Raw genomic sequence first — 23,786 nt, 5'->3', positions numbered from 1 at the left:
ATGTTCAGGGACATTTCCCGCCCCTGGCAGAGCGCGTCCCGTATCAGTCCCAAGGAAAATGCGCCGATGGCCCGTTCAGCTCTTCTCAATGTCATGGTTCAGGCCGCTCTCAAGGCAGGAAAATCGCTGGCGCGTGATTTCGGCGAAGTGCAGAACCTTCAGGTTTCGGTGAAGGGACCGGGTGATTTTGTTTCCGCCGCCGACCGCAAGGCCGAGAAGATAGTCAGGGAAGAGCTGATGAAGGCGCGTCCGACCTACGGCTTCCTCGGCGAGGAAGGCGAGGAGATCAAGGGCACGGACGGCGCGCATCGCTGGATCGTCGACCCGCTCGACGGGACGACGAACTTCCTGCACGGCATCCCGGCCTTCGCTGTCTCGATTGCGCTTGAGCGCAACGGCGAGATCGTTGCCGCCGTCGTCTTCAATCCGGCGACCGACGAGCTCTATACCGCCGAGCGCGGCGGCGGCGCTTTCCTCAATGACCGGCGCCTGCGCGTGGCTGGGCGCCGCGTGCTGTCGGATTGCGTCATAGGTTGCGGCATGCCTGCGCTCGGCAAGCGCAATCACGGCAAGTTCCTGGTGGAACTTCGCCACGTGATGGGCGAAGTGGCGGGCATCCGCCGCCTGGGCTCGCCGACGCTCGATCTTGCCCATGTCGCCGCAGGACGTTTCGACGGTTTCTGGGAGGCGGAGCTTGCGCCCTGGGACATGGCAGCCGGCATCCTGCTGATCCGCGAAGCCGGCGGCTTCGCCACCGATTGGGACGGTGGAGCGGGCATTCTGGAAGGGGGTGCGATCGTCGCCGGCAACGAGCACATTCACAAGGCGCTGATCGAGGTGATCAAGCGGCCGATCCCCGCCAAGTGACCTGGGAAAAACCGGCTGTTGTAAAGTCACGGTTTTCGCCCCGGCATACTTCAATTCGGCACAATGTTGCTCTAGTCTCCGCCAGCAATGAGTTCGGAGGCTGCTGAACCTATGGAAAATGTGAATGTGGCGGAGATCGGCTCCACCGAAAAGACGGCCGGCGGTTATACCTACAGGCTCTCGAGCCCCATGCCCTTCCTCTGGACGATGCTGCTTTTCCTCGTCATCGTCGGGTTCATTGCCGCGATCCTCTTTCGGCAGACGCAGACCGCCTTCATGCACAATCCGGGCCTCAACGGCCTGATCCTCGGCGTTCTTGCAGTCGGGATCATCCTTGTTTTCAATCACGTGCTGGCGCTTCGCCCCGAAGTGCGCTGGTTCAACTCCTTCCGCGCTGCCGGCAGCGCGGACAAGGTCAACCGCAATCCCCGGCTGCTTGCGCCGATGCGGGCGCTGATCGGCAGCCGCACAGCGTCTGTGGCGCTGTCGACCACCGCTTTGCGCTCGATCCTCGATTCGATCGCCACCCGCCTCGACGAATCGCGTGACGTTTCGCGCTACCTGATCGGCCTCCTGGTCTTCCTCGGCCTGCTCGGCACCTTCTGGGGCCTCATCGGCACGATCGGTTCGATCAGCACCGTCATCCAGTCGCTCGATGCCGGCTCGAACGGCACGGGAGACGTGCTCTCGGCGCTGAAGGAGGGACTTTCCATGCCGCTTTCGGGCATGGGCCAGGCCTTCTCCTCCTCGCTGCTCGGTCTTTCCGGTTCGCTCATTCTCGGTTTCCTCGACCTGCAGGCCGGCCGCGCGCAGAATCGCTTCTACATGGAGCTGGAAAACTGGCTCTCCTCGGTTACCGATGTCGGCTCCGATCTGGCGCCAGCGCTCGAGGCCGTTGCCGGGTCTTCCTCGGACGACATGCGCGCTCTCTCCGAGTATCTGCGCAAGGTCTCCGAAGAGGGCGGTGTCGGCAACCAACGCTCTGTCGCCGCCATGGCAAGCCTTGCCGAAGGTATTCAGGGTCTCGTCAAGAATATGCGCAACGAGCAGCAGATGCTGCGCGACTGGATCGAAGCGCAGCAGGACGAGGCGAAAGCAATGCGCCGCACGCTCGACCGGCTGGCCGAGCGCATCGGTCTGCAGGAGCGGGGCGGCGACCGGACCGAGCGCCAGCGCGACCGCATGAGCCAGACAGAAAAGAGCGAGGGCAAGTAGGCCATGGCACTTGCCCGCAACCGCCGCCGCGAACGCACGGTGGATTACTGGCCGGGCTTCGTCGATGCGCTGTCGACGCTGCTCATCGCGATCATGTTCCTGCTGACGGTCTTCGTCGTCGGGCAGTTCATCCTCAGCCGGGAGATCACCGGGCGCGATGAGGTGCTCAATCGCCTCAACAGCCAGATCAACGAGTTGACGCAGCTGCTCGCGCTCGAAAAGGGCAGCAATCAGGATCTTCAGGATTCGATTGCCAATCTGCAGGCATCGCTTGCTACTGCCGAAGGCGAGCGTTCGCGGCTGCAGACGCTGCTGAATGCCGGCGCCGGCGGCCAGGATGCGGCGCAGAAGCGGATCGGTTCGATGACGCAGGAACTCGACGAGCAGAAGCAGGTGAGTGAGCGGGCGCTCAACCAGGTCGAACTCTTGAACCAGCAGATCGCCGCGCTTCGCAGTCAGATCGCCGCCGTCGAGGCAGCCCTTCAGGCATCGGAGGAAAAGGACCGGGTCTCACAAACCAAGATCGCCGATCTCGGCAGCCGCCTCAACGTGGCGCTTGCCGCACGCGTGCAGGAGCTGAACCGCTACCGCTCCGACTTCTTCGGCCGCCTGCGCGAGATCCTTTCGGATCGTGAAAATATTCGTATCGTCGGCGACCGCTTTGTCTTCCAGTCGGAGGTGCTATTTCCCTCGGGCGGCGCGGATCTCAATCCGGAAGGGCAAACGGAGATGGCGAAGCTTGCCGCCGCCCTTCTCGACCTCGCCAAGGAAATTCCGCCGGAGATCAACTGGGTGCTGCGGGTCGACGGCCATACCGACAATGTGCCGCTTGCGGGAACCGGCCGCTATCGCGACAACTGGGAACTGTCCTCAGAGCGCGCGATTTCCGTGGTCAAGTTCCTGATCGGGCGTGGCGTGCCAGCCGATCGGCTCGTTGCGGCCGGCTTCGGCGAATTTCAGCCGATCGCACCGGGTGATTCGCTGGACGCACGATCCACGAACCGCCGCATCGAACTGAAGCTGACCGAGAAATGATCAGCTCGACTTTGCCTGGCGTGCCTGCTTCAGCCGCTCGGCGAGAAAGGCGCGCACCGCAGGGCTGTCGCTGAGGCCCATCGCGGTCATGTAGGCATCGGCCGCTGCGGCATCGTCGCCGGCGCTTGCGAGAAGAAAGGCCAGTACGGCCCAATAGGGCTGATAGGCCGCGATGGCACATGGATCGATCCTGTCGAGCAGGTCCAAGCCTTCGGCCGGGCTTGAAGCTCTGCCGATCACCGCCGCTTGGGCGACGCGTGCGCCGAGCGTCGGCTTCATCCTCAGCAGCGCGGCGTAAAGCGTCGTCAGCGCTTGCCAGTTGGTTGTCCCCGAGAGGCGCCGCGCCGCATGCACCGATTGTATCGCCGCCTGGCACTGGTAGGGGCCGAAACGGTTTAGGGCGCCGGCCTTGCTCAGTAGCGAGTCGGCTTCCGCGATCATCATGGCATTCCAGCCGGCCGGATCCTGCTCGTCCAGCGGCACATATCGACCGTTGCCGTCACGACGGGCACTGCGGCGGGCTTCGCAGTGAAGCATAAGCGAGAGAAGGCCGATCGCTTCCGGCTCATCCGGCAGCACAGCCAGAAGCGTCCGCCCGAGCCAGATCGCTTCGCCGGCAAGTGAATGGTGTGCTTCCTCGCCATCGAGGCCGTCCCATCCGAGGCCATAGGCGGCGTAGATCGCCGAAAGCACGGCGGCAAGCCGCCCAGGCAGCGCGGGCCAAGGCGGTATGGTGAACGGAATGCCCGCATCACGGATCTTCACCTTGGCCCGCACCAGCCGCTGGCTCATCGCTTCCGCGCCGAAACGACGAAGGCGCGTGCGATGGTCCTTGCTTCGATGCCGAGAATCGTCTGAAGCATCAGCGCCGTATGCACGGAACTGTCGATGGCGGGATGGGTGCAGGCGAAGAGCAGCTTCAGCCGTTCATCGGAAAAAACGGAATTGCCGGCCTCGTTCATCCGTTCCTCCGCTTCGTCGAGGGCGATCGATATCGTCGTTTGTGCATTGGCCTCGACAGTTCGGCGGCGGGCCGCCTGCATCAGGTTGCGGCGGGCGGCAACCAGCAGCCAGGCTTCGGGATTGGCAGGAATGCCGCGCTCCGGCCAGACGCGCAGGGCCGAAGCCAGCGCTTCCGACAATGCGTCTTCTGCTGCCGGCACATCGCGCGAGCGGGCGGCGAGAAAGGCGATCAGCTTGCCATAGGAGTGTCGCGCCACCTGTTCGGCGGCGCGTCCGGCATCGGGCGGCATTGCCGCCTCACATCTGCAGGCGTGGGCGCACCTCGACCGAACCCTTGTCGGAGATTGGAACACGGGTCGCCCATTCGAGTGCGGTGTCGATGTCGGGGACCTCGATCAGATAGAAGCCGCCGAGCTGTTCCTTGCCTTCCGGATAGGGACCGCCCTGGACATCGTGGTCCTCACCTTTGCGGCGCACGATCGTGCCGGTCTCGGGGGCTGTCAGGCCGGCGCCGCCGGTCATGATCCCCGCTTGGGCGAGCGCTTTGCTATAGGCCACCCAGCCATCTCGATAAGCCGGATCGCCGCGTCGAGCGAAATCCTCGGCGGCTTCGCGAATAATGAGAGCGAATTGCATGGAAAACTCCTGATCTCGTTGTTGGCTTTGTTCCAGGCGGGCCGACGGAAGACCGTAATGCCTGGTAGAGCGGCTCAGCCGTTCCGAGACAATGAGGCGCGACGGCCGGGCGTTTCGACATGGTTTTGAAAAAATAGTTGAGAAAGAAAACAACGCCTGCAATCCAAGCAGGTGAGCCGGTCTCAAAACACCAGCGCCGCGCAAGGGCGCGAAAAAGCAGGGCGGCATTGACGCCGCCCATGCCGTGCCGCTCAGGCTTCGGCCTTCGTCTGGTCGACGATTTCGGCGCCGGAGGTATTCTTCTTGATGGATTCGATGGCATTCAGTGCGGACGCCTTCGCCTTGTAACCCTCGGAACTGAACATGGTTTCCCCGTTCGATGCCTTGAAGCGGAAACGGAATTCGCCTGATTTATCCTTGTAGACTTCGAATTTATACATGGATGTCTCCCGAAACGCTGAATTGCACCATCAGCGTTGCGGAAGCTAGATCAAAATGGCGAGCTTTTCCACTGCCTTAATGACAATTGAGTTGCCTTGCACCCAATGGGCGGGTCCACGTGAGATACCCCGACAAATGCCTCCGCATCACTCCATCTGGATGTTTGCTCCCTTGACGACCGGCCCCCATTTGGCGAGCTCAGCCTTGACATGGGCTGCAAGTTCCTCGGGTGGCGAGCCGACGATGGTGGCGCTGAACTCCTTCATGCGTTCGGCAACTGCGGGGTCGGCGAGCGCCTTTTTGGCCGAGGCGTTGAGGCGCATCACCACCTCGCTCGGCGTCTTTGCCGGAGCGAAGAGCGCGTTCCAAGTATAGGTCTCGTAGCCTGGAATGCCGGACTCCGCGACTGTCGGCACATCGGGGAAAGAGGGCGCGCGCTCGGCCGTCGTCACCGCCAGCGCCCTCAGCGTGCCCGCCTTGATATGGCTGGACGATGAGGGCAGGTTATCAAACATGATCGGCACCTGGTTGCCGATGACGTCGTTCAATGCCGGCCCCGCGCCCTTATAGGGGATGTGCTGCATGCTGACGCCAGCCATGGACTTGAAAAGTTCGCCGGAAAGATGCAGCGGCGTGCCGTTGCCCGACGAGGCGTAACTGTATTTATCCGGCTCGGCTTTCAAGAGCGCGATCAGCTCCTGCACCGTCTTTGCCGGCAATTCCGGATTGACCACCAGCACGTTCGGCACGACGACGAGCAGTGAAACCGGCGCAAAATCCTTTTCCGGATCATAGGGGGTCGATTTGAGGATCAGCGGGTTGAGGGCGTGGGTCGCTACCGTGCCCATCAGAATGGTGTAGCCATCAGGCTCAGCGCGCGCGACGTTGCCGGCACCGAGATTGCCGCCGGCGCCGGCGACGTTCTGGACGATCACCTGCTGGCCGAGATCCTCTGACATTTTCTGCGCGACGATACGCGCGACGACATCGGTCGAGCCGCCGGCGGCAAAGGGCACGACCATGGTTATCGCGCGCTCGGGAAAATCCGCAGCAACGGCAGACTGGCCAAGCCCCAGCATTACAGACAGGCCTAGAGCGAGCGCGAGGCCCGTGCGTCGTGTCATGTTGGAAAGCACCATTCCTAATCTCCTCCCACGATTTCAACAGGAATCCCACCCAGGGGCATGAAGAGGGTAGCGCGGGAGGCCGGAAAGGCAACCGCGGCGAGGCGCAACGGAATCAGACTTTAGTTGCGGTGCGACTAGTAGCGCCTGCTGGCTATCTCACGGCGGCAAGCACATCCTGGTTGGCGGCGTCGAATTGCAGCCGGGCGAGGCGCGCATAGATGCCGCCGTGGCGGATCAGACTTTGATGCGTGCCTTCCTCGACGACGCGTCCCTCATCCATGACGAGGATGCGGTCAGCTTTCAGCACGGTTGCCAGGCGATGGGCAATGACGAGTGTCGTGCGGCCATCCACCAGGCCGTCGAGCGCCTTCTGCACGAGCGTCTCGCTTTCGGCGTCAAGCGCGGAGGTCGCCTCGTCGAGCAGCAGCACCGGCGCGTTCTTCAGAATGGCGCGGGCAATGGCGATGCGTTGTCGCTGGCCGCCGGAGAGGGTGACGCCGCGTTCGCCCACCTCAGTCTCATAGCCGTTCTCCAGTCGGGCGATGAATTCGTCGGCTTGGGCGGCAAGCGCTGCGGCGCGGACTTCCTCACGCGATGCGTCGGGGCGACCGAAGGCGATGTTGTCATGGATCGATGCGGCGAAGATGGTGACATCCTGCGGCACGATGGCGATGCGCTGGCGCAACTCGTCAGGTGTCGCCAGCCGGGCGTCGACACCGTCAATCGTCACGCTGCCCTGCTGCGGATCATAGAAGCGCAGCAGCAGCGAAAAGACGGTGCTCTTTCCGGCGCCTGAGGGGCCGACGATGGCGACGGTTTCGCCTGGGGCAACCGCAAAGTTCAAGCCATGCAGGGCCGATTTGCCGGGGTGCGAGGGATAGGCGAAATGCACGCCGGAAAACTCGACGCGGCCACGGCTGGGCGACGGGAGAGCCTCGGGGCTGGCGGGGGCGACGATCGGTGACGCCTCGTCAAGAAGCTCGGTCAGCCGATCGGCGGCGCCGGCGGCCTGCGAGAGTTCGCCCCAAACCTCCGACAGCGCGCCGAGCGACCCCGCGGAGATGACAGCGTAGAGCAGGAACTGGCCGAGCGTGCCGGCGGACAGCGTACCGGCAAGCACGCCGTGAGCGCCGACCCAGAGCACGGCGACGACGCTGCCGAAGATCAGCGTGATGGCGATGCCCGTCAGCAGCGCGCGCGAGCGGATGGCCGCGCGCGCGGCTTCATAGGCGGATTCGACGGCGCCGCCGTATCGCGCCGCCGCGGCATCCTCGCCGTTGAAGGCCTGTACCGTACGCGTCGCGGCGATCGTCTCGTTGGCGAAGGCGGACGCTTCGGCAAGCGTATCCTGAGCGGCGCGGGAACGCCTTCGCACCGAGCGGCCGAAGGCGACGAGCGGGAAGACGATCAGTGGGATCGCTCCGATAACGAGGCTCGAGAGTTTGGGTGAGGTGACGACCATCATGCCCATGGCGCCGAGACAGAGAATAAGGTTCCTGAGCGCCACAGAGGCTGTGGCGCCGACGGCGGACTTGATCTGCGTGGTATCGGCGGTCAGACGCGAGACGATCTCGCCGGACTGATTGACGTCGAAGAAGGAGGGCGACAGCCGCGTCACATGGTTAAAGACGTCGCGGCGAAGATCGGCGACGATGCGTTCGCCGATGGTAATGACGAAATAATAACGCAAGGCGCTCGCGATCGCGAGGACGACGGCCATGACCATCAGCATGGCGAAGTAGCTGTTGATGAAGCTCCCGTCGGACCGGGTGAAGCCGTGATCGATCATGCGGCGCACGGCAAGCGGCAGCGCCAGCGAGGTGACTGCGGCAAGCGCCAGTGAAATCAGCGCTCCGGCCACTAGGCCGCGATAACGCATCACGTAAGGCGTCAGCCTGCCGAGCGGCCGCAGCGACCGCCTTCTGTTTTCCTCAGCCCGTGCCTGTTCTGCCAAATCGTCTCCGATCGCCTGCAGGACCCGCTAATGCGGCCTGTTGGCTCTTGTTATCCCGACGTCCTTCATGTATAGGCACCGCATCCTAATGGGAAGCCGTAGCCATCACGACTGCGGCTTCATTTATTCAATCGGTTCGGTGGCCGCAACTGCATGCGGCAAATTGAACTCCGGTATCGCAGGAAGATTGTTATGAAGGCAGGCATCCATCCCGACTATCACATGATCAAGGTAGTCATGACCGATGGCACCGAATACGAAACCCGCTCGACCTGGGGTTCGGAAGGCGCTGTCATGAACCTCGAAATCGATTCCAAGTCGCATCCGGCCTGGACGGGCGGCAACCAGCAGCTTATGGACCGCGGTGGCCGCGTTTCCAAGTTCAACAAGCGTTTCGGCGGCCTCGGCCTCTAATCGCTTTTGCTTGACAAGATTGCGCAAGGAGCCCGGTTCTGCCGGGCTTTTTGCGTTTGCAGGGCGCGTGCAGTGGCAACAAAAAACCGGCCGCACACTGCGCAGCCGGTTCAATGGAAGTTCTAAGATCCGCTCAGTTGTTGCCGAAGGCCGTCTGCAGCAGGGAAAGCTGCGCCTGGACGCTGTTTTGATTGTCATGAACGATCACGGCTTCGGCCGGTCGATAGATTTCGCGATCGAGCAGGGCGACGCGGTTCTGCAGCCGCAGGGAGCGCTCGACGAGATCCCGGAAGGATTCCGGCAGATCAGCCCAGCCCGGCGCGGCGCGGTCGACGTTGAAGCCGTCAAGGCGGACTTTGTTCTTCTCGGCCAAAACCTGGTCGCGCGACATTTCGCCGTTGTTGACGGCGCGCTGCAGCAGCAGCCACGAGGCCATCTGCATAAGGCGAGTGGTCAGCCGCATCGATTCCGCGGCGTAGAGGACCGACGCCATGCGCGGCAGAACCTTGGAAGCTGCGCGGCCTTGGCCATCGAGATAGGCGGCGGTCTCTTCGACAAGCGACATGCCTTCGGCATAAAGTGCCTTGAACTGTGAGGATGCAGCCGCGCGGCCCGCAAAACTGATCGTGTTCAATCCAACTTCCGACATCGCAATAGTCCCTGTTGCACGCAGCTACTTATGGTCAGGTAACGCCGGTGTTGACGGAAAAGTTTCCGCGTCCGGTCTTTATGGCTTTAAGATGGTATCATTAGCGCAAATGCGCAAGCCGTTTCTTAAGAAAAGGTTAATCTCCACAGTTTCATGGAAATGTGCCAGCGGTAGCAAAAAGAAGAGCCGCAAAAGCGGCTCTCAAGGTAAAACAGGGAGAAAAATCAGACCAATTCACCGCATGGAAAACTGTCTGAGATCCAGAGAAAATCTGGATGAGTATAGTAATACCTTATAAAGCTTAATAATTTATTAACATTGTGCCGAATGAAGACTTGTGACCAGTTCAGTCTTCTGCCTATCGTCTTGTATTTGGAGGCTTTTAGCGGATTACGAGCGGAAGAGGCTTTCAGCCGCCTGCCGTCCGGAGGCTTTGCGGGCGGCTTCGGCTTCGAGCCGGGCGATTTCCGTTTTCAGCAATTCCACCCGCGCTTTCAGCTCATCCACCGAAAGCATGGAGAGATCGGCGCCGATCTCGTGTGCTGGTGTCTTCTGCGGCCGGTCGTCATCGATAAAGCTCATCGGTTCTCCTCCATTTGCTTCTGTCAGCACAATGCCGAAAGAAATAGGCGATACGGAATCGGAATTTAGGCCGATCCGGCTCAAGTCCAGCCTCGCCTGGAGTTTTTGCGTTTCTCGCGCGCCACGGATGAAACCGCAGTGAAATTTTGCTCGACGCTTATCCGAATTTTACAGCAGGATCGCCGCTTTCGGGAGATTTGCCGGTGCCGCGATCAGCCAGAGACATGCTCTGCGGTGTCAGCATCGGCGACGTTCCGGTCGGAATCGTCGTATAGGCGTCGCGGTCGCTGGCCGGGACGGCGGCGCGGATGCGGCTTCTGATGATGGCATAAACGGTGATCAGCACATGGGCGACGGCTGTGACCAGGAAAAGCGCATGCGGGGTGATTGCCGACATGACTGGGCCGCCGAGCGTCGGGCCGATGACTGTGCCGATGCCGTAGAGGAGCAGCAGGCCACCGGAAACCTTGACGAAATCTTCCGATGCCGCGAAGTCGTTCGCGTGAGCGACAGCGATCGGGTAGAGCGTATTGGCCACTGCGCCGTAAAGGACAACGAGCCCAATCAGCAAGGCGGGCGATGTCGGGTGAAGCAGAAAGATCAGCAAGCCGGCGAAGGCGGCAATAGCCGACAAGGCGGCGAGCACGTAGCGACGGTCGATACGATCAGAAAGCCGGCCGGCCGGCAGTTGCATCAAGGCGCCGGCGAAGATGGTAGCGCTCATCATGACGGCGATGCTGGTGTCGGACAGGCCGGCACCGGCGCCGAAGACAGCCCCAAGCGTGCCGTAAGCGCCGTTGGCAATGCCGACGAGCAGGATTCCGAGGCAGGAAACGGGCGAATTGCGATAGAGCGCAGGCAGGTCGAGGCGAACAGCCTTCAGCGGCTGCGGTGAGGCCGCAGTCGACAGCGTCGTCGGCAGCATGGCGATGCAATAGAAGATGCCGCAGATCATGAAGAGCACCGGCGTACGCACGTCTTCGAGCGGGATCATCATTTGGCCGGCGACGACGCCGATCAGGGTGATGCCGATATATAGCGAAAAGATCGCGCCGCGGCTCTCGTTGCTGGCACGTTCGTTCAGCCAGCTTTCGATGATCATCGACGTGCCGGCAGTGGAGAAACCGGTAACCGCGCGCAGGACCACCCACCAGATCGGATCGATAATAATGCCGCTCACCAGCGCGATGATGGCGATGATCGAGATGAAGCCGGAGAAGGCGCGCACATGGCCGACGCGGCGCACCAGTTTCGGCGCTACCAGGCAGCCGATGACGAAGCCTCCGGCCCATGAGGTACCAAGCAGGCCAAGCGTCGTCGTGGCGTAACCTTCGATATTACCGCGCACCGGGAGCAGGATGCCCTGCAGGCCATTGCCCATGAAAAGGAACAGCGTGCCAAAGAGCAGCGCGGCGACGGACAGCAGATTTCTTTTCATTTCCCCAGACTCGGTCTCAGCGATTATGAACGGACATAAGGCAAGACCTGCGCCTGCCCAGCCTCAAGATGATTGATTGTGCCCCGGAATGCCTTTACGGCCTGACGAGGTCCTGTGTTCGCGCGGAAAAATGTCCGTCCTGTGACATTCTGAAAAATGGAAAAAATAAAGCATGACAAAGCTGATAGGCTTGCTGCTCATCCTTGCCATGGTGATACAGGTGATCAAGCCGCTCGGACTTCCCGGCCTCAGACGCAGGATCGATTTCTGGAAGATCGCGTTGATCGCCTTTGGCGTCTGGGCAGTGGCGCTGCTGTCGCGCGACTTCCTGATGTAGGCCTGGGTGGCGCGGGGATTGTCAGTCCCGCAAGGTGATTTCTCCGCGCATGACGGAGACGCAACTTCCCGAGATCATAACGTCGGTGACGATCCCGCCGGATTTTGTGACATCAAGAGCGATAATGCTGCGGCGGCCCATTTCCACGCCCTGTTCGATAGTGATGCGGACGTTCATATCGGCCTCCGGCGCCAGCGAAACGAGGTAGGCGCCGAGGGCTGCCGCAGCGCTGCCCGTCGCGGGATCCTCGGGCACATTATCGAGCGGCGCGAACATGCGGGCGCGAATATTCCAGGGATTTTCAGGTGCCCTAATGTAGACGAAGAGCGAGAAGTCGTGGCCGCTCGTAGTCTGACGGCCGGCAGCTTCATGGAAGCCGGCGAGGTTCGGGCGGGCGGCGGCCAGTGCTTCAACTCCGCTCAATTCAGCGACGGCGAAGTTCAGGCCGACGGAGGCAAAGACCGGCGCATGGGTGGTCGCGACCACGACGCCGGGATCGAGCGAGACGCAGCGGGCGACAGTTTCTCCCGTGATGGTATCGCCGATCGCCAGCGGTTGCGGCGCGCGGATAGCGGCGGCCGTCACCCTTCCCTCGTTGCGTTCCAGAATGACCTCGACCAGTCCGGCCCTTTCTTCGAAGCGCAGTGTATCGCCGACAGGCTTACCGAAGATCTCCGCCTGCTGGCCGAGCACAAAGGCGGTGCCGACATTCGGATGTCCGGCAAAGGGGATCTCCATCGTCGGGGTGAAGATGCGCACGCGGGCGGAATTGGCGGGGTCTTCCGGCGGCAGGACGAAGGTGACTTCGGAATAGTTGAATTCTGTGGCGATCTTCTGCATTGCCGCATCGGTGAGGCCGCGCGCATCGAAAATCACGGCAAGCGGGTTGCCCTCGAAACGCGTGGTGGTGAAGACGTCGACAGTGAGGTAGGGGACGGTAGTCATAGCGGCTCCTGTAGCAGCGGCCGTTATGAATAATCACGATTTTTGGTGCGGCGAAGCGGTTTCTTGTCGCCGAGACAATACAGAAAGGGCGGCAACATCCAGTTGCCGCCCTTTCTGCAATCGACTTGAGGCTACCTGGATCAGGCCGCCTTTTCCAGGTCCTTCTGCCAGTTGCCCTTGGCAGCAAGGCTGTTCATCTCGGCGCGGTGGGTGAATTCGCGCTGCCCGGCGGCGACATTTTCCGGCTTGCCATTCCAGGCCTTGAGCGCGCTGTCCTGCAAGGCGCGGCCATAGGAGAAGGTGACGAACCAGGGCAGGTCAGCCATGGCATTGATGGCGGAAAGGTGCGCGGTCGCCTCTTCGGTCGACTGGCCGCCGGAGAGGAAGGCGATGCCCGGAACCGCTGACGGGACCGTGCGCTTGAGCACCTGCACGGTGCGTTCCGCCACTTCGGTGACCGAGGCCTTGCGGGCGTTCTTGCCGTCGATGACCATGTTCGGCTTCAGGATCATGCCTTCGAGGCTGACGCGGGCATCGGCCAGTTCCTCAAAAACGATGCGCAGCGTGGATTCGGTGACCTCGGCGCAGCGGTCGATATTGTGGTCGCCCGGCTTGCCGTCCATGAGGCATTCCGGCTCGACGATCGGAACGATCTTGGCTTCCTGGCAAAGAGCGGCGTAGCGAGCAAGCGCCTGAGCATTGGCGCGGACCGAGCCGCGGGTCGGCAGCGTCGAGGAGATGGCGATGACGCCGCGCCACTTGGCGAAACGGGCGCCGGCCTCGTAATATCGAGCAAGGCGCTCGCCGAGGCCATCGAGGCCCTCGGTGATGGTCTCGCCCGGAAATTTGGCCATCGGCTTGGCGCCGGTATCAACCTTGATGCCGGGAATGGAACCAGCGGCGCGGATAATATCGACGAAAGGCGTGCCGTTTGCGGCGTTCTGGAAGAGCGTCTCTTCGAACAGGATGACGCCGGAAATATATTTCTTCATCGCCTCGTCGGAGCGGAAGAGCATCTCGCGGTAATCGCGACGGCTCGTTTCGGTTGATTCGAGATTGATCGTGTCGAAACGCTTCTTGATGGTGGAGGTCGATTCATCAGCGGCTAGCAGTCCCCGGCCACCAGCAACCATCTGCACTGCAATGTCTTCCAGTCGTTCGCTCATTCGTTCTCTCCACAGCATGAAACATCGGCGGTTTAAGAATATAGGACGGCGATAACAGAAGTTTATAGAGAGGAAAATGGAGGGCTAAGTCATTGAAACGATTGAAATGAATTCAATCGTTTGAAAGATTGGGATTTTTTACCGCGCCTGAGCAAAAGACCGCGGAGGCTCCTCGCCGCCGCGGTCTATCCACATGTAAAACCTGCCAAATTGCTTGATGCTTATCTCCCGGCGCCGAGGACGGCGACGCCGGGAAGTTCCTTGCCTTCCATCCACTCGAGGAAAGCGCCGCCAGCGGTGGAGACATAGGTGAAATCGTCGGCAACGCCGGCATGGTTCAGCGCTGAGACGGTGTCGCCGCCGCCGGCAACGGAGGTCAGCTTGCCGGCCGCTGTGCGCTCTGCGGCGTATTTTGCCGCAGCGACCGTTGCGGCATCGAAGGGCTCGATCTCGAAGGCGCCGAGCGGGCCGTTCCAGACAAGGGTCGAGGCGCGCTCAATCCAGGCATTGATGGCATGGACGGATTTCGGGCCGACGTCGAGCATCATGGCATCGGCGGGAATGGCGTTGATATCGACCGTTTCATTGGCGGCACCCGCCTTGAACTCGCGGGCGACGACGCCGTCCTCCGGCAGGATGATGGCGCAACCGGCGGTCGCTGCCTCGATCATGATCTGCTTGGCGGTTTCGGCGAGATCATGCTCGCAAAGCGACTTGCCGACATTGGTGCCGCGGGCGGCGATGAAGGTGTTGGCCATGCCGCCGCCGATGACGAGCGCGTCGACCTTCTTCACGAGGTTCATCAAAAGATCGATCTTGGTTGAGACCTTGGCGCCCCCGACGATGGCGACGACGGGGCGGGCGGGATTGCCGAGACCCTTTTCCAGCGCTTCCAGCTCGGCCTGCATGGTGCGGCCGGCATAGGCCGGCAGGAGATGGGCAAGGCCCTCGGTGGAAGCATGGGCGCGGTGGGCGGCGGAGAAGGCGTCATTGACATAGATGTCGCCGTTGGCGGCGAGCGCCTTGGTGAAATCGGGATCGTTCTTCTCCTCGCCCTTGTGAAAGCGAGTGTTTTCCAGGAGCAGGATATCGCCGTCCTTCATCGCGCCGACGGCGGAGGCAGCCGCATCGCCGATGCAGTCGGAGGCCGTCAGCACGGTATGGCCGAGCACTTCCTCGACGGAAGGGGCGATCAGCGACAGCGACAGATCCGGCGAAGGGCCGTCCTTAGGCCGGCCGAAATGAGCTAGCAGGATCACCTTGGCGCCCTTGCCCGACAATTCGAGGATCGTCGGCGCCACGCGCTCGATGCGCGTCGTATCGGTAACCTTGCCGTCCTTGACCGGGACGTTGAGGTCAACCCGGATGAGCACACGCTCGCCGCTGATGTCGGAGAGATCGTCGAGGGTCTTGAAAGAAGGCATGGGGGAAATCCAGTCTTGGTTGGCGGAAGTCGCGCCGACCATAGCAAGGATCATTCGAGACGCAAGGCGTTCAACGGCCGTTTTCGCGTCTGGCTTTGTCGCCTCCGGCCGATGCTTTCGGCATGGTTTCGGAGGCCGCGGCTTCGCGGCTGCGGCGTCCGTCCAACCGCTCGCGGATGCGCTGGATGATGTCCTTGAGATTGATGAAAATCGGTAGGGTGGTGGCAGGTTCGACCGCTTCGAGCGACATGCCGACGGAGGTGATGTGGTCGTGCTCGTCGAGATCGCGGACGATGAGGATGATCGAGCCGAGGCGGACGCGATCGGCATAATCGGCCTTGCCGCCGAGGCGCTGCCGCATCAGTTCCGCGATCGTCAGGCCTTTTTCAGATTCGTGGAGCAGGCCGGGCCCGTAGGCGGCATCGAGATCGGCCGCGGGGCGGGCAGGGGAGAGCGCGAAGGCGCCGAAGAATTCGGCATCGTCCTCATCCACGGGCGCGCGGCTGGCAAAGAGGCGGTCGAGCAGGCGGGAATAACTCGGCACGATGAAGAGATAGACGAGATCGTTCTCGCGCAGCCGCCCGGCATACTGATAACGCATTGACTTGCCGTCGCGGATGACAAGCGAAGGAGTGGCCCAGCGCGGAATGCGCTCGCCGCGCAGTACGGGACTATCCTTGATCACACGATAGGAGAGAAGTTCGTGGTTGGCAGCGCCTGGAAGGTCGACCTCGACCTTGTCGACGGCGCCAATGCGCGGCGGAATGATCAGGCCGAGCTTCTTGGCGATCGGCTTGATCGTCCAGCCTTGGATGAGCAGGGAGACCAACACGATGATGAAGGCGGTGTTGAAGAAGAGCTGGCCGTTTTCCAGCCCGCCGAGGATGGGCATGATAGCAAGCAGAATGGAGACGGCGCCACGCAGGCCGACCCAGGCGACGAAACCGATCTCCTGTTGTGTATAATCGAATGGAAGCAGCGACAGCCAGATTGCCAGCGGCCGGGCAATGAAGATCAGGAAGAGGGCAAGCAGGATGGCCGGCACGACGATGGCGGGAAATTGTGAGGGCGTGGCGAGCAGGCCCAGCACCAGGAACATGATGATCTGCGCCAGCCAAGTCATGCCGTCCTGGAAGCGTTTGATCGTGCCGAGCGCCTGCATTCTCCGGTTTCCGGCATAGATGCCGGCGACATAGACGGCTAGGAAGCCGCTGCCGCCGACCGCACCGGCAAAGGAGAAAACGAGAAGGGCGAGCGCCAGCACGAAGATCGGCGTCAGGCCCCGATCCGTATCAAGCTTGCTGACGATCAGCACGATCATCATGCCGCCGAGCAGGCCGAGAATGACACCGAGCCCCATCTGCTGGATGAACATGGCGAGCATGCCGATGTTGATGCCAGCGTAACGCTCGCCGCTCGCCAGGACCTCGACAAGGGCGATAGTGAGGAAGATCGCCATCGGATCGTTGGTGCCGGATTCGACTTCCAGCGTCGAGCGCACCTTATCGCGGATATTGATGCCGCCGATGCGCAACAGGAAGAAGACGGCGGCGGCATCCGTCGATGCGACGATCGAGCCGAGCAACAGGCCTTCGAGCCAGGTGAAGTTCAAAAGCCACATGGCCGCGACGGCAAACAGCGATGCGGTAATCAGAACGCCGACCGAGGCGAGCGTCAAAGAAGGCACGGCCGCGAGCCGAAAGGCCTGCATCGGCGTGCCGAAGCCGGAATCAAACAGAATGACGGCGAGCGCAATAGAGCCGAGAATATAGGCGAGATAGTTGTTGCTGAATTCGATGCCGAGGCCGTCGACGCCGGCGGCAAGGCCGATCATCAGGAAGAGAAGAAGCAGCGGGGCGCCGAAGCGGAAGGCGAGCAGGCTCGAAAAAGCGGCCAGAAGCACGAGCGCCGTCGCGACCAGTACCACAATATAGAACGCTTCCATGCCCACCCCTTCCATCGACTGCTTGGCGAACGCGGCCTCCGGCGCTCCGCCCTGCTTCATTCCCCCGCCACGCCTGGCGATCCGCCAGTAAAGGGCAAAATCCCAGAGAAGGGTAGGCCTTGCGGCTTAACCTCGACTCGATGCCACATCATGCTGCTGAGCGGCTCGCCGGACGGCGACCGACACGGAATGCTACGGGAGAAGTTCTCTATAAAGAATGTATAGGAAAATCAGGCGAGAGCAGGGCAAAAAACACGGGTACGGATTTTTCCTGCCGGCATCTGCGAACGGTAGCGGAATAAGATCGCTCCTCCGTCCAGGCGGCCGCCTTCGCTTTGCCGATGGGGGTAGAATGAATTACAGGCGCCCGGATGCGGAGAGCGGGAAAATGAACGCCGAGGGTAGCGGATAGGATGCCGGGCTGGCCGGAAGCGGCCGCGGGCTGGTCGGCTATCCCAACACTGCCTGAAGTGTGACGATGGCGAGAAACGCAAGACCGATGAACGCGGCGATCCGGACGACCAGGCGATTAGCCTTTGCCAGCACGGCAGGTCTGACGTCCCGCTTGGGGTGAAAACGCTGCCGCCGCTTGAGGGTGGTGTGGGACAAGCGTTTTTGCGCCTCTGCCATTTATCGCCTCCACTTGGATCATTTCAGCCATTGTGCAGCGTTATGCATTTCCTCAGTCTATCACGCATGGCCAGCGCATTGCCAACTCTCATTCCGTCCTCCGGCCGCAGCGAACCGGTCGTTTCGAGAAGGCTTCAAAAACCGGAAGACCAATACAGATCGACTGTCAGTCTTCGGTGTCCTCGCCCTCGTCGGTCAGATCTTCGACCGGTACCAGGAAAACCACGAACTCGTCGTCGATAGTCCTTTCCGGATCGTCGTCGAATTCATAGGCGTGCTCGACTTCGCTGGCTTCCTCAGCGGTCGCCTTGCGCAGGCTGAGCGTCGCCTTGCGGTCCCACAGGGGCTTGCCTTCGGACTCAAGGATAGTCAGATCGTCGCGAAAGTCTTCCGCTTCAAAGAAATGCGTTGCTTCTTCATGGTTTTTCGAACGGAAGCTGGCGACGGCGCGGCCGGCGATTTCAACGGTAAAGTAGTCCATCCATTCCCCTTTATCTCCCCGGGTGCGACGGCGGCTCCGGGGCTGTCAATAATGCCACGACCGGCTTCAGACGCCTATGACAAAACGGCCCGGTTTCCCGGGCCGCCTGCGATATTCACTGGTCGAGCTCTCAGATGAGCTTGGCGAAGGCCACGGCTGTGTCGGACATGCGGCTGGAGAAGCCCCACTCGTTGTCGTACCAGGACAGGACGCGCACGAAATTGCCTTCCATGACCTTCGTCTGATCGGTTGCGAAGATCGACGAATGGCTGTCGTGGTTGAAGTCGCGGGAGACGAGCGGCTCGTCGGTGTAGCCGAGGATGCCCTTCAGCTTGCCATTGGAGGCAGCCTTGATCGCTTCGTTGATTTCGCCGACCGTGGTGGACTTCTTGGAGACGAACTTGAAGTCGACGACCGAGACGTTGGGGGTGGGAACGCGGATCGAGGTGCCGTCGAGCTTGCCCTTGAGGTGCGGCAGCACGAGGCCGACGGCCTTGGCGGCGCCCGTCGAGGTCGGGATCATGGAGAGGGCGGCAGCGCGGGCGCGATACAGGTCCTTGTGCATCGTGTCGAGCGTCGGCTGGTCGCCAGTGTAGGAGTGGATCGTCGTCATGAAGCCGTGGTCGATGCCGACGGCGTCGTCGAGAACCTTCACGACCGGCACCAGGCAGTTGGTGGTGCAGGAGGCGTTGGAGATGACCATGTGCTCCTTGGTGAGCTGGTCATGGTTGACACCGAAAACGACCGTCAGGTCGGCGCCGTCGGCGGGAGCCGAGACGATGACGCGCTTGGCGCCGGCCGTCAGGTGGGCGGCGGCCTTGTCGCGGGCGGTGAAGATGCCCGTGCATTCCATGGCGATGTCGACGCCGAGCTCGCGGTGCGGCAGCGTTGCCGGGTCCTTGATCGCGGTGACCTTGATCGGCTTGCCGCCGCCGACGATGATCGTGTCGCCTTCGACCTTCACCTCGGCCGGGAACTTGCCGTGAATCGAGTCGTAACGCAGCAGATGGGCGTTGGTCTCGACCGGACCGAGGTCGTTGATGGCGACGACTTCGATGTCGGTCCGGCCGGATTCGACGATAGCGCGGAGGACGTTACGACCGATGCGGCCGAAACCGTTGATGGCAACCTTGACTGTCATGTTCATTCACTCCCGATAGAATAGGGCCCGAAAGGCCGGGCCTGGAATTGAGGAGATGGAGAGCGCCTCAAGGCGCTCTCATTAAAGCTTTGCTTCCGCAGCCGCAACGACGGCGTCGGCGGTTATGCCGAAATGCTTGTAAACGTCCTTGACCGGACCGGAAGCGCCGAAGCCCTTCATGCCGATGAAAGTGCCTTCCGGCCCAATGAAGGCATCCCAGCCTTCGCGGACGGCGGCTTCGACGGCAATCTTGACCGGCGAGTTGCCGAGCACCTGCTTGCGATAGGCTTCCGGTTGTTCGAAGAACAGCTCCGTGCAGGGAACCGATACGACGCGCACCGCCACACCCTTGGCTTCGAGGGCTGCGCGAGCCGCGACGGCGATCTCCACCTCGGAGCCGGAGGCGAAGATCGTCACCTTGGCATCGGCATTGCCGGCGAGCGTGTAAGCGCCCTGCTCGCAAAGGTTCATTTCGCTGTATTCGGTGCGGACCGCCGTTAGGTTCTGGCGCGTCAGGGCAAGACCAGAAGGACGGTTGTGCGTCTTGATGGCGATCTGCCAGCATTCCGCTGTTTCCGTGGCATCTGCCGGACGGAAGACCAGCAGGTTGGGGATGGCGCGCAGGCCGGCGAGCTGCTCGACGGGCTGATGCGTCGGGCCGTCTTCGCCGACGCCGATCGAGTCATGCGTCAGAACATGGATGACGCGAATTCCCATCAGCGCAGCAAGGCGGATCGGCGGACGGCAATAATCCGAGAAGATCAGGAACCCGCCGCTATAGGGGATAAGGCCGCCATGCAGCGCGATGCCGTTCATGGCCGAAGCCATGCCGTGCTCGCGGATACCCCAATGCATGTAACGGCCGGCGAAATCCGTCGGCGTGATCGAGTGCATCTGGCTGGTCTTGGTGTTGTTCGACGGCGTCAGGTCGGCGGAGCCGCCGAGGGTTTCCGGTACAAAACCGTTGATAATCTCGAGCGCATCCTCGGATGCCTTGCGGGTTGCGACCGTCGGCTTGGTCTCGGCGAGCTTCTTCTTATATGCGCCGATCGCGGCGTCGAAGCCTTCCGGCAGTTCGCCTGCCATGCGGCGGGAGAACTCCGCCTTGATAGGCGACTTGGCAAGGGTTTCTTCCCATGCGTTGACGATATTGTCGGAGCGGGTGCCGGCTAGGCGCCATGCATCGAGAACGTCGGAAGGAATGACGAATGGCTCGTAATCCCAGTTCAGCGCCTTGCGGGTCGCGGCGATTTCATCGGCGCCGAGCGGGCTGCCGTGAACCTTGTGGCTGCCGGCCTTGTTTGGGGCGCCGAAGCCGATGACGGTCTTGCAGGCGATGAAGGTCGGGCGATCGGACTTGTGGGCGGCTTCGATCGCATCGGCGATGGCGACCTGATCGTGGCCATCGATCTCGATCGTGTTCCAGCGAACGGCCTTGAAGCGGGCAATCTGATCGGTCGAATCCGACAGCGAGACGGCGCCGTCGATGGTGATCGAGTTGTTATCCCAGAAGAGGATGAGCTTGTTCAGCTTCAGGTGGCCGGCAAGCGCGATCGCCTCATGGCTAATGCCTTCCATCAGGCAGCCGTCGCCATTGATGACGTAGGTATAGTGGTCCTGGAGGTCTGCCCCGAATTCCTCGCGCAGCTTGCGCTCGGCGATCGCCATGCCGACGGCGTTGGCGATGCCCTGGCCGAGCGGGCCGGTAGTGGTCTCGATGCCGGTCGCATGCCCGTATTCCGGGTGGCCAGCGGTCTTGGATCCGATCTGGCGGAACTGCTTCAGGTCCTCGACTGTCATGTCGGGGTAGCCGGTCAAATAGAGGAGTGAATAAAGCAGCATCGAGCCGTGGCCGGCAGAGAGCACGAACCGATCACGGTTCGGCCAATGCGGCTTCTTCGGATCGAACTTCAGATATTTGGTGAACAGGACCGTAGCCACGTCAGCCATGCCCATCGGCATGCCCGGGTGGCCGGAATTCGCCTTTTCAACGGCATCCATGGCGAGAAAACGGATCGCGTTCGCCATCCGGTCGTGTTGTTCGGGAGAGGTCATGGCTTTTCCGCAAGCTCCGGGTGTCGGGGGATGGCCTCGAGCCTCCAAGACCATCGAGTGAAAGCGGCTGAGACATACCAGTTAAGACGGGCAAGTCAATAAATGGCAGGCCGAATCCGGGTGCGCTGCGGCATTTTTTGACATTTGATCGCACGATTGTACAAATGACAAATCTGGGCGCGGCAGACATCGGTAAAGCGCTCATCCACAGGATAGGCCGGCGGACAGGTGGCAGCATTTATTGACGGGCCGTTGGCGAGCTGCATATCCTCTTGAAATCAAAGGATCGGCGCTGAGTGTCGATTCGCGGGTCCTGCAGGGGAAGCGGAAGGCATGACGCCCACAGGCAAAACCATGGAAGCAGCGCTCAATGAGCTGAGACAGGCGATCTCGAGCCTCGAGAACGCAGTCGATATGCGCATCGAGCGGCAGCGTGAGCAGGGAGAGATTGAGGGCGAGGTGCGGCGCGTGCATGCCGATCGCTCCAGGCTGGCACAGGAGCTCGACCAGGCCGAATTCCGGGCCAACCGACTGGAAGAGGTCAATCGCGAGGTATCGCGGCGGCTGGTGACGGCCATGGAGACGATCCGCGCGGTTCTGGACCGTTGATGAGAGAGAATTTGAGATGGCGCAGGTGACGGTAACGATCGACGGCAAGGCTTACCGGATGGCCTGCGAGGAAGGGCAGGAGGATCATCTGACCGATCTCGCCACCCGTTTCGACCGCTATGTCGGCCATCTCAAGGGCCAGTTCGGCGAGATCGGCGATCTCAGGATCACTGTCATGGCGGGCATCATGATCATGGACGAGATTTCCGAGCTGACGCGCCGCATAGCGGGGCTGGAAGCCGAGCTCGAGTCGCTGCGCGGCAACCGCGACACCGTGCTTGCCGCGACCGCCCGCACCGAGGAAACTCTGGCGGCGGCGCTCGGCGAGGTTTCGAGCCGGATCCGCGGCATCACCGACAAACTGAATGGCCGTTCCGCTCCCGAGCTGAATTGATCTCAATTAAATACGGACTGCCTGCTGCCGCCACTGGCGCGTCGGCGCAAACGACCTTATATATCGCGATGCGGTCTGCGCCTCTCGACAGGAACCACAATCCCTGGGGCCATACTCGATCCAAAGGGAGCTGTCCCTGGCCAGGCCCGTGGGCCTGGACACACGGTGCCCACCTACGTTTGTAGGCGCCCAGGATCGTAAACATCCATCGGTTGTCGTGGATCGCACTTTCCCTTTCATGTTGGCGAAAGACGCGACGACCCGCTTCGGCCGGATCGTGATGATGCGCAGAGGCCGCAACTCAATCCTAGTTCACCGGGTAGGGCCCTTCGGCGAAGACCTCGTCGTGGTAACCTTTGGAGCCGACATCGCGCGCCAGAAGGCTGCGCCATTCCCTGCCGTCGCGCAGGCACTCGAGCAGGAAGGGGAAGTTGTATTGCGGCTGCCAGCCGAGTTCGCGCCTTGCCCGTTCGTTGACATAGACGCGGTCGAGTGCCGGGAACATTTTCCAGCCGCGTCGGGCATAAAGGGCACCCGCACCGGGAAAGAGCCGTTCGACCACGGTAGGCGCGTCTTCCCTGAGTTCGGCGAGATCGCCACAGGAAAAGGGCGTCGTGGCGGAGATAATGTAGCGGCCGAAGCCGATCGCAGGCGCCTTTTCTAGCGCCAGCAGATGGGCGCCAACCACGTCGCTGATGTCGACGCGGCGATGAAGCAGCTCGTTGGCCTGAGCATTTTCCGCCGAATATCGATTGCGGATTTCGGGATCGTCGTCGCTTTCGGGAAAGAAACGCGATGTCCTCAGGATCACAACCGGCAGGCGGGATTTGCGGGCGAAGAGTTCCGAGACGTCTTCGGCGGCGAGCTTCGTCACGCCATATATATTTCTTGCAACGGGAAGCACATCCTCGGTGACCCAGGCCGCGGGCTCGCCGGCTGCCGGCGTCAATGCGGCGCCAAAGGCGCTGGTGGTGCTGGTGAAGACGAAGCTGGCAATGCCGGCGGCAGTCGCCTCTTCGAGCAGGTTCAGCGTGCCGGAGACATTGGTGTCGAGGAAGTCGCGGTTGGCGTGGGTTGCCACATGCGGCTTGTGTAAGGTCGCGGCGTGGATGACGTGGCTGACGCCTGACATGGCCTGCCTGACGAAGTCGCGGTCGACGATCGAGCCGACCATATCGGTGAAAGCCGAGGGCTTGATGTCGATGCCGCGCGCCCATCGGCTTTCCGCCCTCAGGGTCCGCATCAGCGCCTCTCCCAGATGGCCGGCACTTCCCGTCACCAATATCGTCATCACGTCGCCTCCTGACCCATTTCGCGGCGGAGGCTACAAAAGACCTG

At 61.7% G+C, this 23,786-nt stretch carries 23 protein-coding genes, 1 other RNA gene and 1 pseudogene; 8 read left to right on the top strand and 17 right to left on the bottom strand.

Features of this window, described 5'->3' with window-relative positions:
- Positions 1–66: 66 nt before the first annotated feature.
- From J2J98_RS17850 to J2J98_RS17840, 3 genes are all read left to right on the top strand, one after another.
- A complete protein-coding gene (locus J2J98_RS17850) occupies positions 67–867 on the top strand; it encodes an inositol monophosphatase family protein (RefSeq protein WP_207601730.1) in 801 nt (266 codons plus the stop codon).
- Between the two features lie 111 nt (positions 868–978).
- The gene (locus J2J98_RS17845) at positions 979–2,082 is read left to right on the top strand and encodes a MotA/TolQ/ExbB proton channel family protein (protein WP_064708777.1); all 1,104 of its coding nucleotides are present in this window, start codon (positions 979–981) and stop codon (positions 2,080–2,082) included.
- 3 nt (positions 2,083–2,085) lie between these two features.
- The gene (locus J2J98_RS17840; protein WP_138394849.1) at positions 2,086–3,117 is read left to right on the top strand and encodes a peptidoglycan -binding protein; all 1,032 of its coding nucleotides are present in this window, start codon (positions 2,086–2,088) and stop codon (positions 3,115–3,117) included.
- Here J2J98_RS17840 and J2J98_RS17835 read toward each other — a convergent pair.
- From J2J98_RS17835 to J2J98_RS17815, 5 genes and pseudogenes are all read right to left on the bottom strand, one after another.
- A pseudogene (locus J2J98_RS17835) lies at positions 3,118–4,370 on the bottom strand (RNA polymerase sigma factor).
- A gap of 7 nt (positions 4,371–4,377) precedes the next feature.
- Complete coding sequence (locus tag J2J98_RS17830; protein ID WP_207601729.1) at positions 4,378–4,716, bottom strand: YciI family protein; 339 nt, start codon at positions 4,714–4,716, stop codon at positions 4,378–4,380.
- A 251-nt stretch (positions 4,717–4,967) separates the two neighbouring features.
- Entirely contained in the window at positions 4,968–5,156 is a 189-nt protein-coding gene (locus J2J98_RS17825; protein WP_064694384.1) for a YegP family protein, read from the bottom strand.
- A 147-nt stretch (positions 5,157–5,303) separates the two neighbouring features.
- Entirely contained in the window at positions 5,304–6,296 is a 993-nt protein-coding gene (locus J2J98_RS17820) for a Bug family tripartite tricarboxylate transporter substrate binding protein (RefSeq protein WP_064708781.1), read from the bottom strand.
- 139 nt (positions 6,297–6,435) lie between these two features.
- Positions 6,436–8,238: an ABC transporter transmembrane domain-containing protein gene (locus tag J2J98_RS17815; RefSeq protein ID WP_207601728.1), complete on the bottom strand. Its 1,803-nt coding sequence runs from the start codon at positions 8,236–8,238 to the stop codon at positions 6,436–6,438.
- Between the two features lie 192 nt (positions 8,239–8,430).
- Here J2J98_RS17815 and rpmE point away from each other — a divergent pair, with 192 nt between their 5' ends.
- Positions 8,431–8,652 (top strand): 50S ribosomal protein L31, encoded by a 222-nt coding sequence (rpmE, locus tag J2J98_RS17810; RefSeq protein WP_003566413.1) that lies wholly within the window; start codon positions 8,431–8,433, stop codon positions 8,650–8,652.
- 133 nt (positions 8,653–8,785) lie between these two features.
- On the opposite strand, the gene rcdA is transcribed toward rpmE, so the two are convergent.
- The 3 genes from rcdA to J2J98_RS17795 all read right to left on the bottom strand — a co-directional run bounded on the left by rcdA (position 8,786) and on the right by J2J98_RS17795 (position 11,321).
- Positions 8,786–9,301 (bottom strand): protease adaptor protein RcdA, encoded by a 516-nt coding sequence (gene rcdA / locus J2J98_RS17805; RefSeq protein WP_064708783.1) that lies wholly within the window; start codon positions 9,299–9,301, stop codon positions 8,786–8,788.
- A gap of 390 nt (positions 9,302–9,691) precedes the next feature.
- On the bottom strand, positions 9,692–9,883 hold the full coding sequence (locus J2J98_RS17800; RefSeq protein ID WP_064708784.1) for a DUF1192 domain-containing protein: 192 nt from the start codon (positions 9,881–9,883) through the stop codon (positions 9,692–9,694).
- A 157-nt stretch (positions 9,884–10,040) separates the two neighbouring features.
- On the bottom strand, positions 10,041–11,321 hold the full coding sequence (locus J2J98_RS17795) for an MFS transporter (protein ID WP_064712153.1): 1,281 nt from the start codon (positions 11,319–11,321) through the stop codon (positions 10,041–10,043).
- A 172-nt stretch (positions 11,322–11,493) separates the two neighbouring features.
- On the opposite strand from J2J98_RS17795, the gene J2J98_RS17790 reads away from it, so the two are divergent.
- Positions 11,494–11,658, top strand: coding sequence for a hypothetical protein (locus tag J2J98_RS17790; RefSeq protein WP_167358967.1), 165 nt, complete (start codon positions 11,494–11,496; stop codon positions 11,656–11,658).
- 21 nt (positions 11,659–11,679) lie between these two features.
- On the opposite strand, the gene J2J98_RS17785 is transcribed toward J2J98_RS17790, so the two are convergent.
- The 8 genes from J2J98_RS17785 to tkt form a co-directional block, all read right to left on the bottom strand.
- Entirely contained in the window at positions 11,680–12,603 is a 924-nt protein-coding gene (locus tag J2J98_RS17785; RefSeq protein WP_138394845.1) for a PhzF family phenazine biosynthesis protein, read from the bottom strand.
- A gap of 140 nt (positions 12,604–12,743) precedes the next feature.
- Entirely contained in the window at positions 12,744–13,769 is a 1,026-nt protein-coding gene (locus J2J98_RS17780; RefSeq protein ID WP_138394844.1) for a class I fructose-bisphosphate aldolase, read from the bottom strand.
- Positions 13,770–13,990: 221 nt separating this feature from the next.
- Positions 13,991–15,193, bottom strand: coding sequence for a phosphoglycerate kinase (locus tag J2J98_RS17775; RefSeq protein WP_171049238.1), 1,203 nt, complete (start codon positions 15,191–15,193; stop codon positions 13,991–13,993).
- Between the two features lie 70 nt (positions 15,194–15,263).
- Positions 15,264–17,138, bottom strand: coding sequence for a potassium/proton antiporter (locus J2J98_RS17770; protein ID WP_064708898.1), 1,875 nt, complete (start codon positions 17,136–17,138; stop codon positions 15,264–15,266).
- A gap of 450 nt (positions 17,139–17,588) precedes the next feature.
- The gene (locus J2J98_RS17765; RefSeq protein ID WP_064708789.1) at positions 17,589–17,768 is read right to left on the bottom strand and encodes a hypothetical protein; all 180 of its coding nucleotides are present in this window, start codon (positions 17,766–17,768) and stop codon (positions 17,589–17,591) included.
- Between the two features lie 166 nt (positions 17,769–17,934).
- On the bottom strand, positions 17,935–18,249 hold the full coding sequence (locus tag J2J98_RS17760) for a hypothetical protein (RefSeq protein WP_064712150.1): 315 nt from the start codon (positions 18,247–18,249) through the stop codon (positions 17,935–17,937).
- 130 nt (positions 18,250–18,379) lie between these two features.
- Positions 18,380–19,390 carry a type I glyceraldehyde-3-phosphate dehydrogenase gene (gene gap, locus J2J98_RS17755; RefSeq protein ID WP_064708899.1) on the bottom strand — a complete coding sequence of 337 codons (1,011 nt, stop codon included), beginning with the start codon at positions 19,388–19,390 and terminating at the stop codon, positions 18,380–18,382.
- Between the two features lie 81 nt (positions 19,391–19,471).
- The gene (gene tkt, locus J2J98_RS17750; RefSeq protein ID WP_207601727.1) at positions 19,472–21,445 is read right to left on the bottom strand and encodes a transketolase; all 1,974 of its coding nucleotides are present in this window, start codon (positions 21,443–21,445) and stop codon (positions 19,472–19,474) included.
- A 333-nt stretch (positions 21,446–21,778) separates the two neighbouring features.
- On the opposite strand from tkt, the gene J2J98_RS17745 reads away from it, so the two are divergent.
- The 3 genes from J2J98_RS17745 to ssrS all read left to right on the top strand — a co-directional run bounded on the left by J2J98_RS17745 (position 21,779) and on the right by ssrS (position 22,676).
- Positions 21,779–22,054, top strand: coding sequence for a DUF4164 domain-containing protein (locus tag J2J98_RS17745; RefSeq protein WP_004673381.1), 276 nt, complete (start codon positions 21,779–21,781; stop codon positions 22,052–22,054).
- 16 nt (positions 22,055–22,070) lie between these two features.
- On the top strand, positions 22,071–22,448 hold the full coding sequence (locus J2J98_RS17740) for a cell division protein ZapA (protein WP_064708792.1): 378 nt from the start codon (positions 22,071–22,073) through the stop codon (positions 22,446–22,448).
- Between the two features lie 69 nt (positions 22,449–22,517).
- Positions 22,518–22,676: non-coding RNA, 6S RNA (ssrS, locus tag J2J98_RS17735), on the top strand.
- Positions 22,677–22,755: 79 nt separating this feature from the next.
- On the opposite strand, the gene J2J98_RS17730 is transcribed toward ssrS, so the two are convergent.
- The gene (locus tag J2J98_RS17730; protein ID WP_207603162.1) at positions 22,756–23,739 is read right to left on the bottom strand and encodes an NAD-dependent epimerase/dehydratase family protein; all 984 of its coding nucleotides are present in this window, start codon (positions 23,737–23,739) and stop codon (positions 22,756–22,758) included.
- Positions 23,740–23,786: the final 47 nt, after the last annotated feature.

The organism is Rhizobium bangladeshense (assembly GCF_017357245.1).
Taxonomy (GTDB): domain Bacteria; phylum Pseudomonadota; class Alphaproteobacteria; order Rhizobiales; family Rhizobiaceae; genus Rhizobium; species Rhizobium bangladeshense.
The sequence above is the reverse complement of the archived record's forward strand: the minus strand, read 5'-3'. Positions and strand labels throughout refer to the sequence as shown.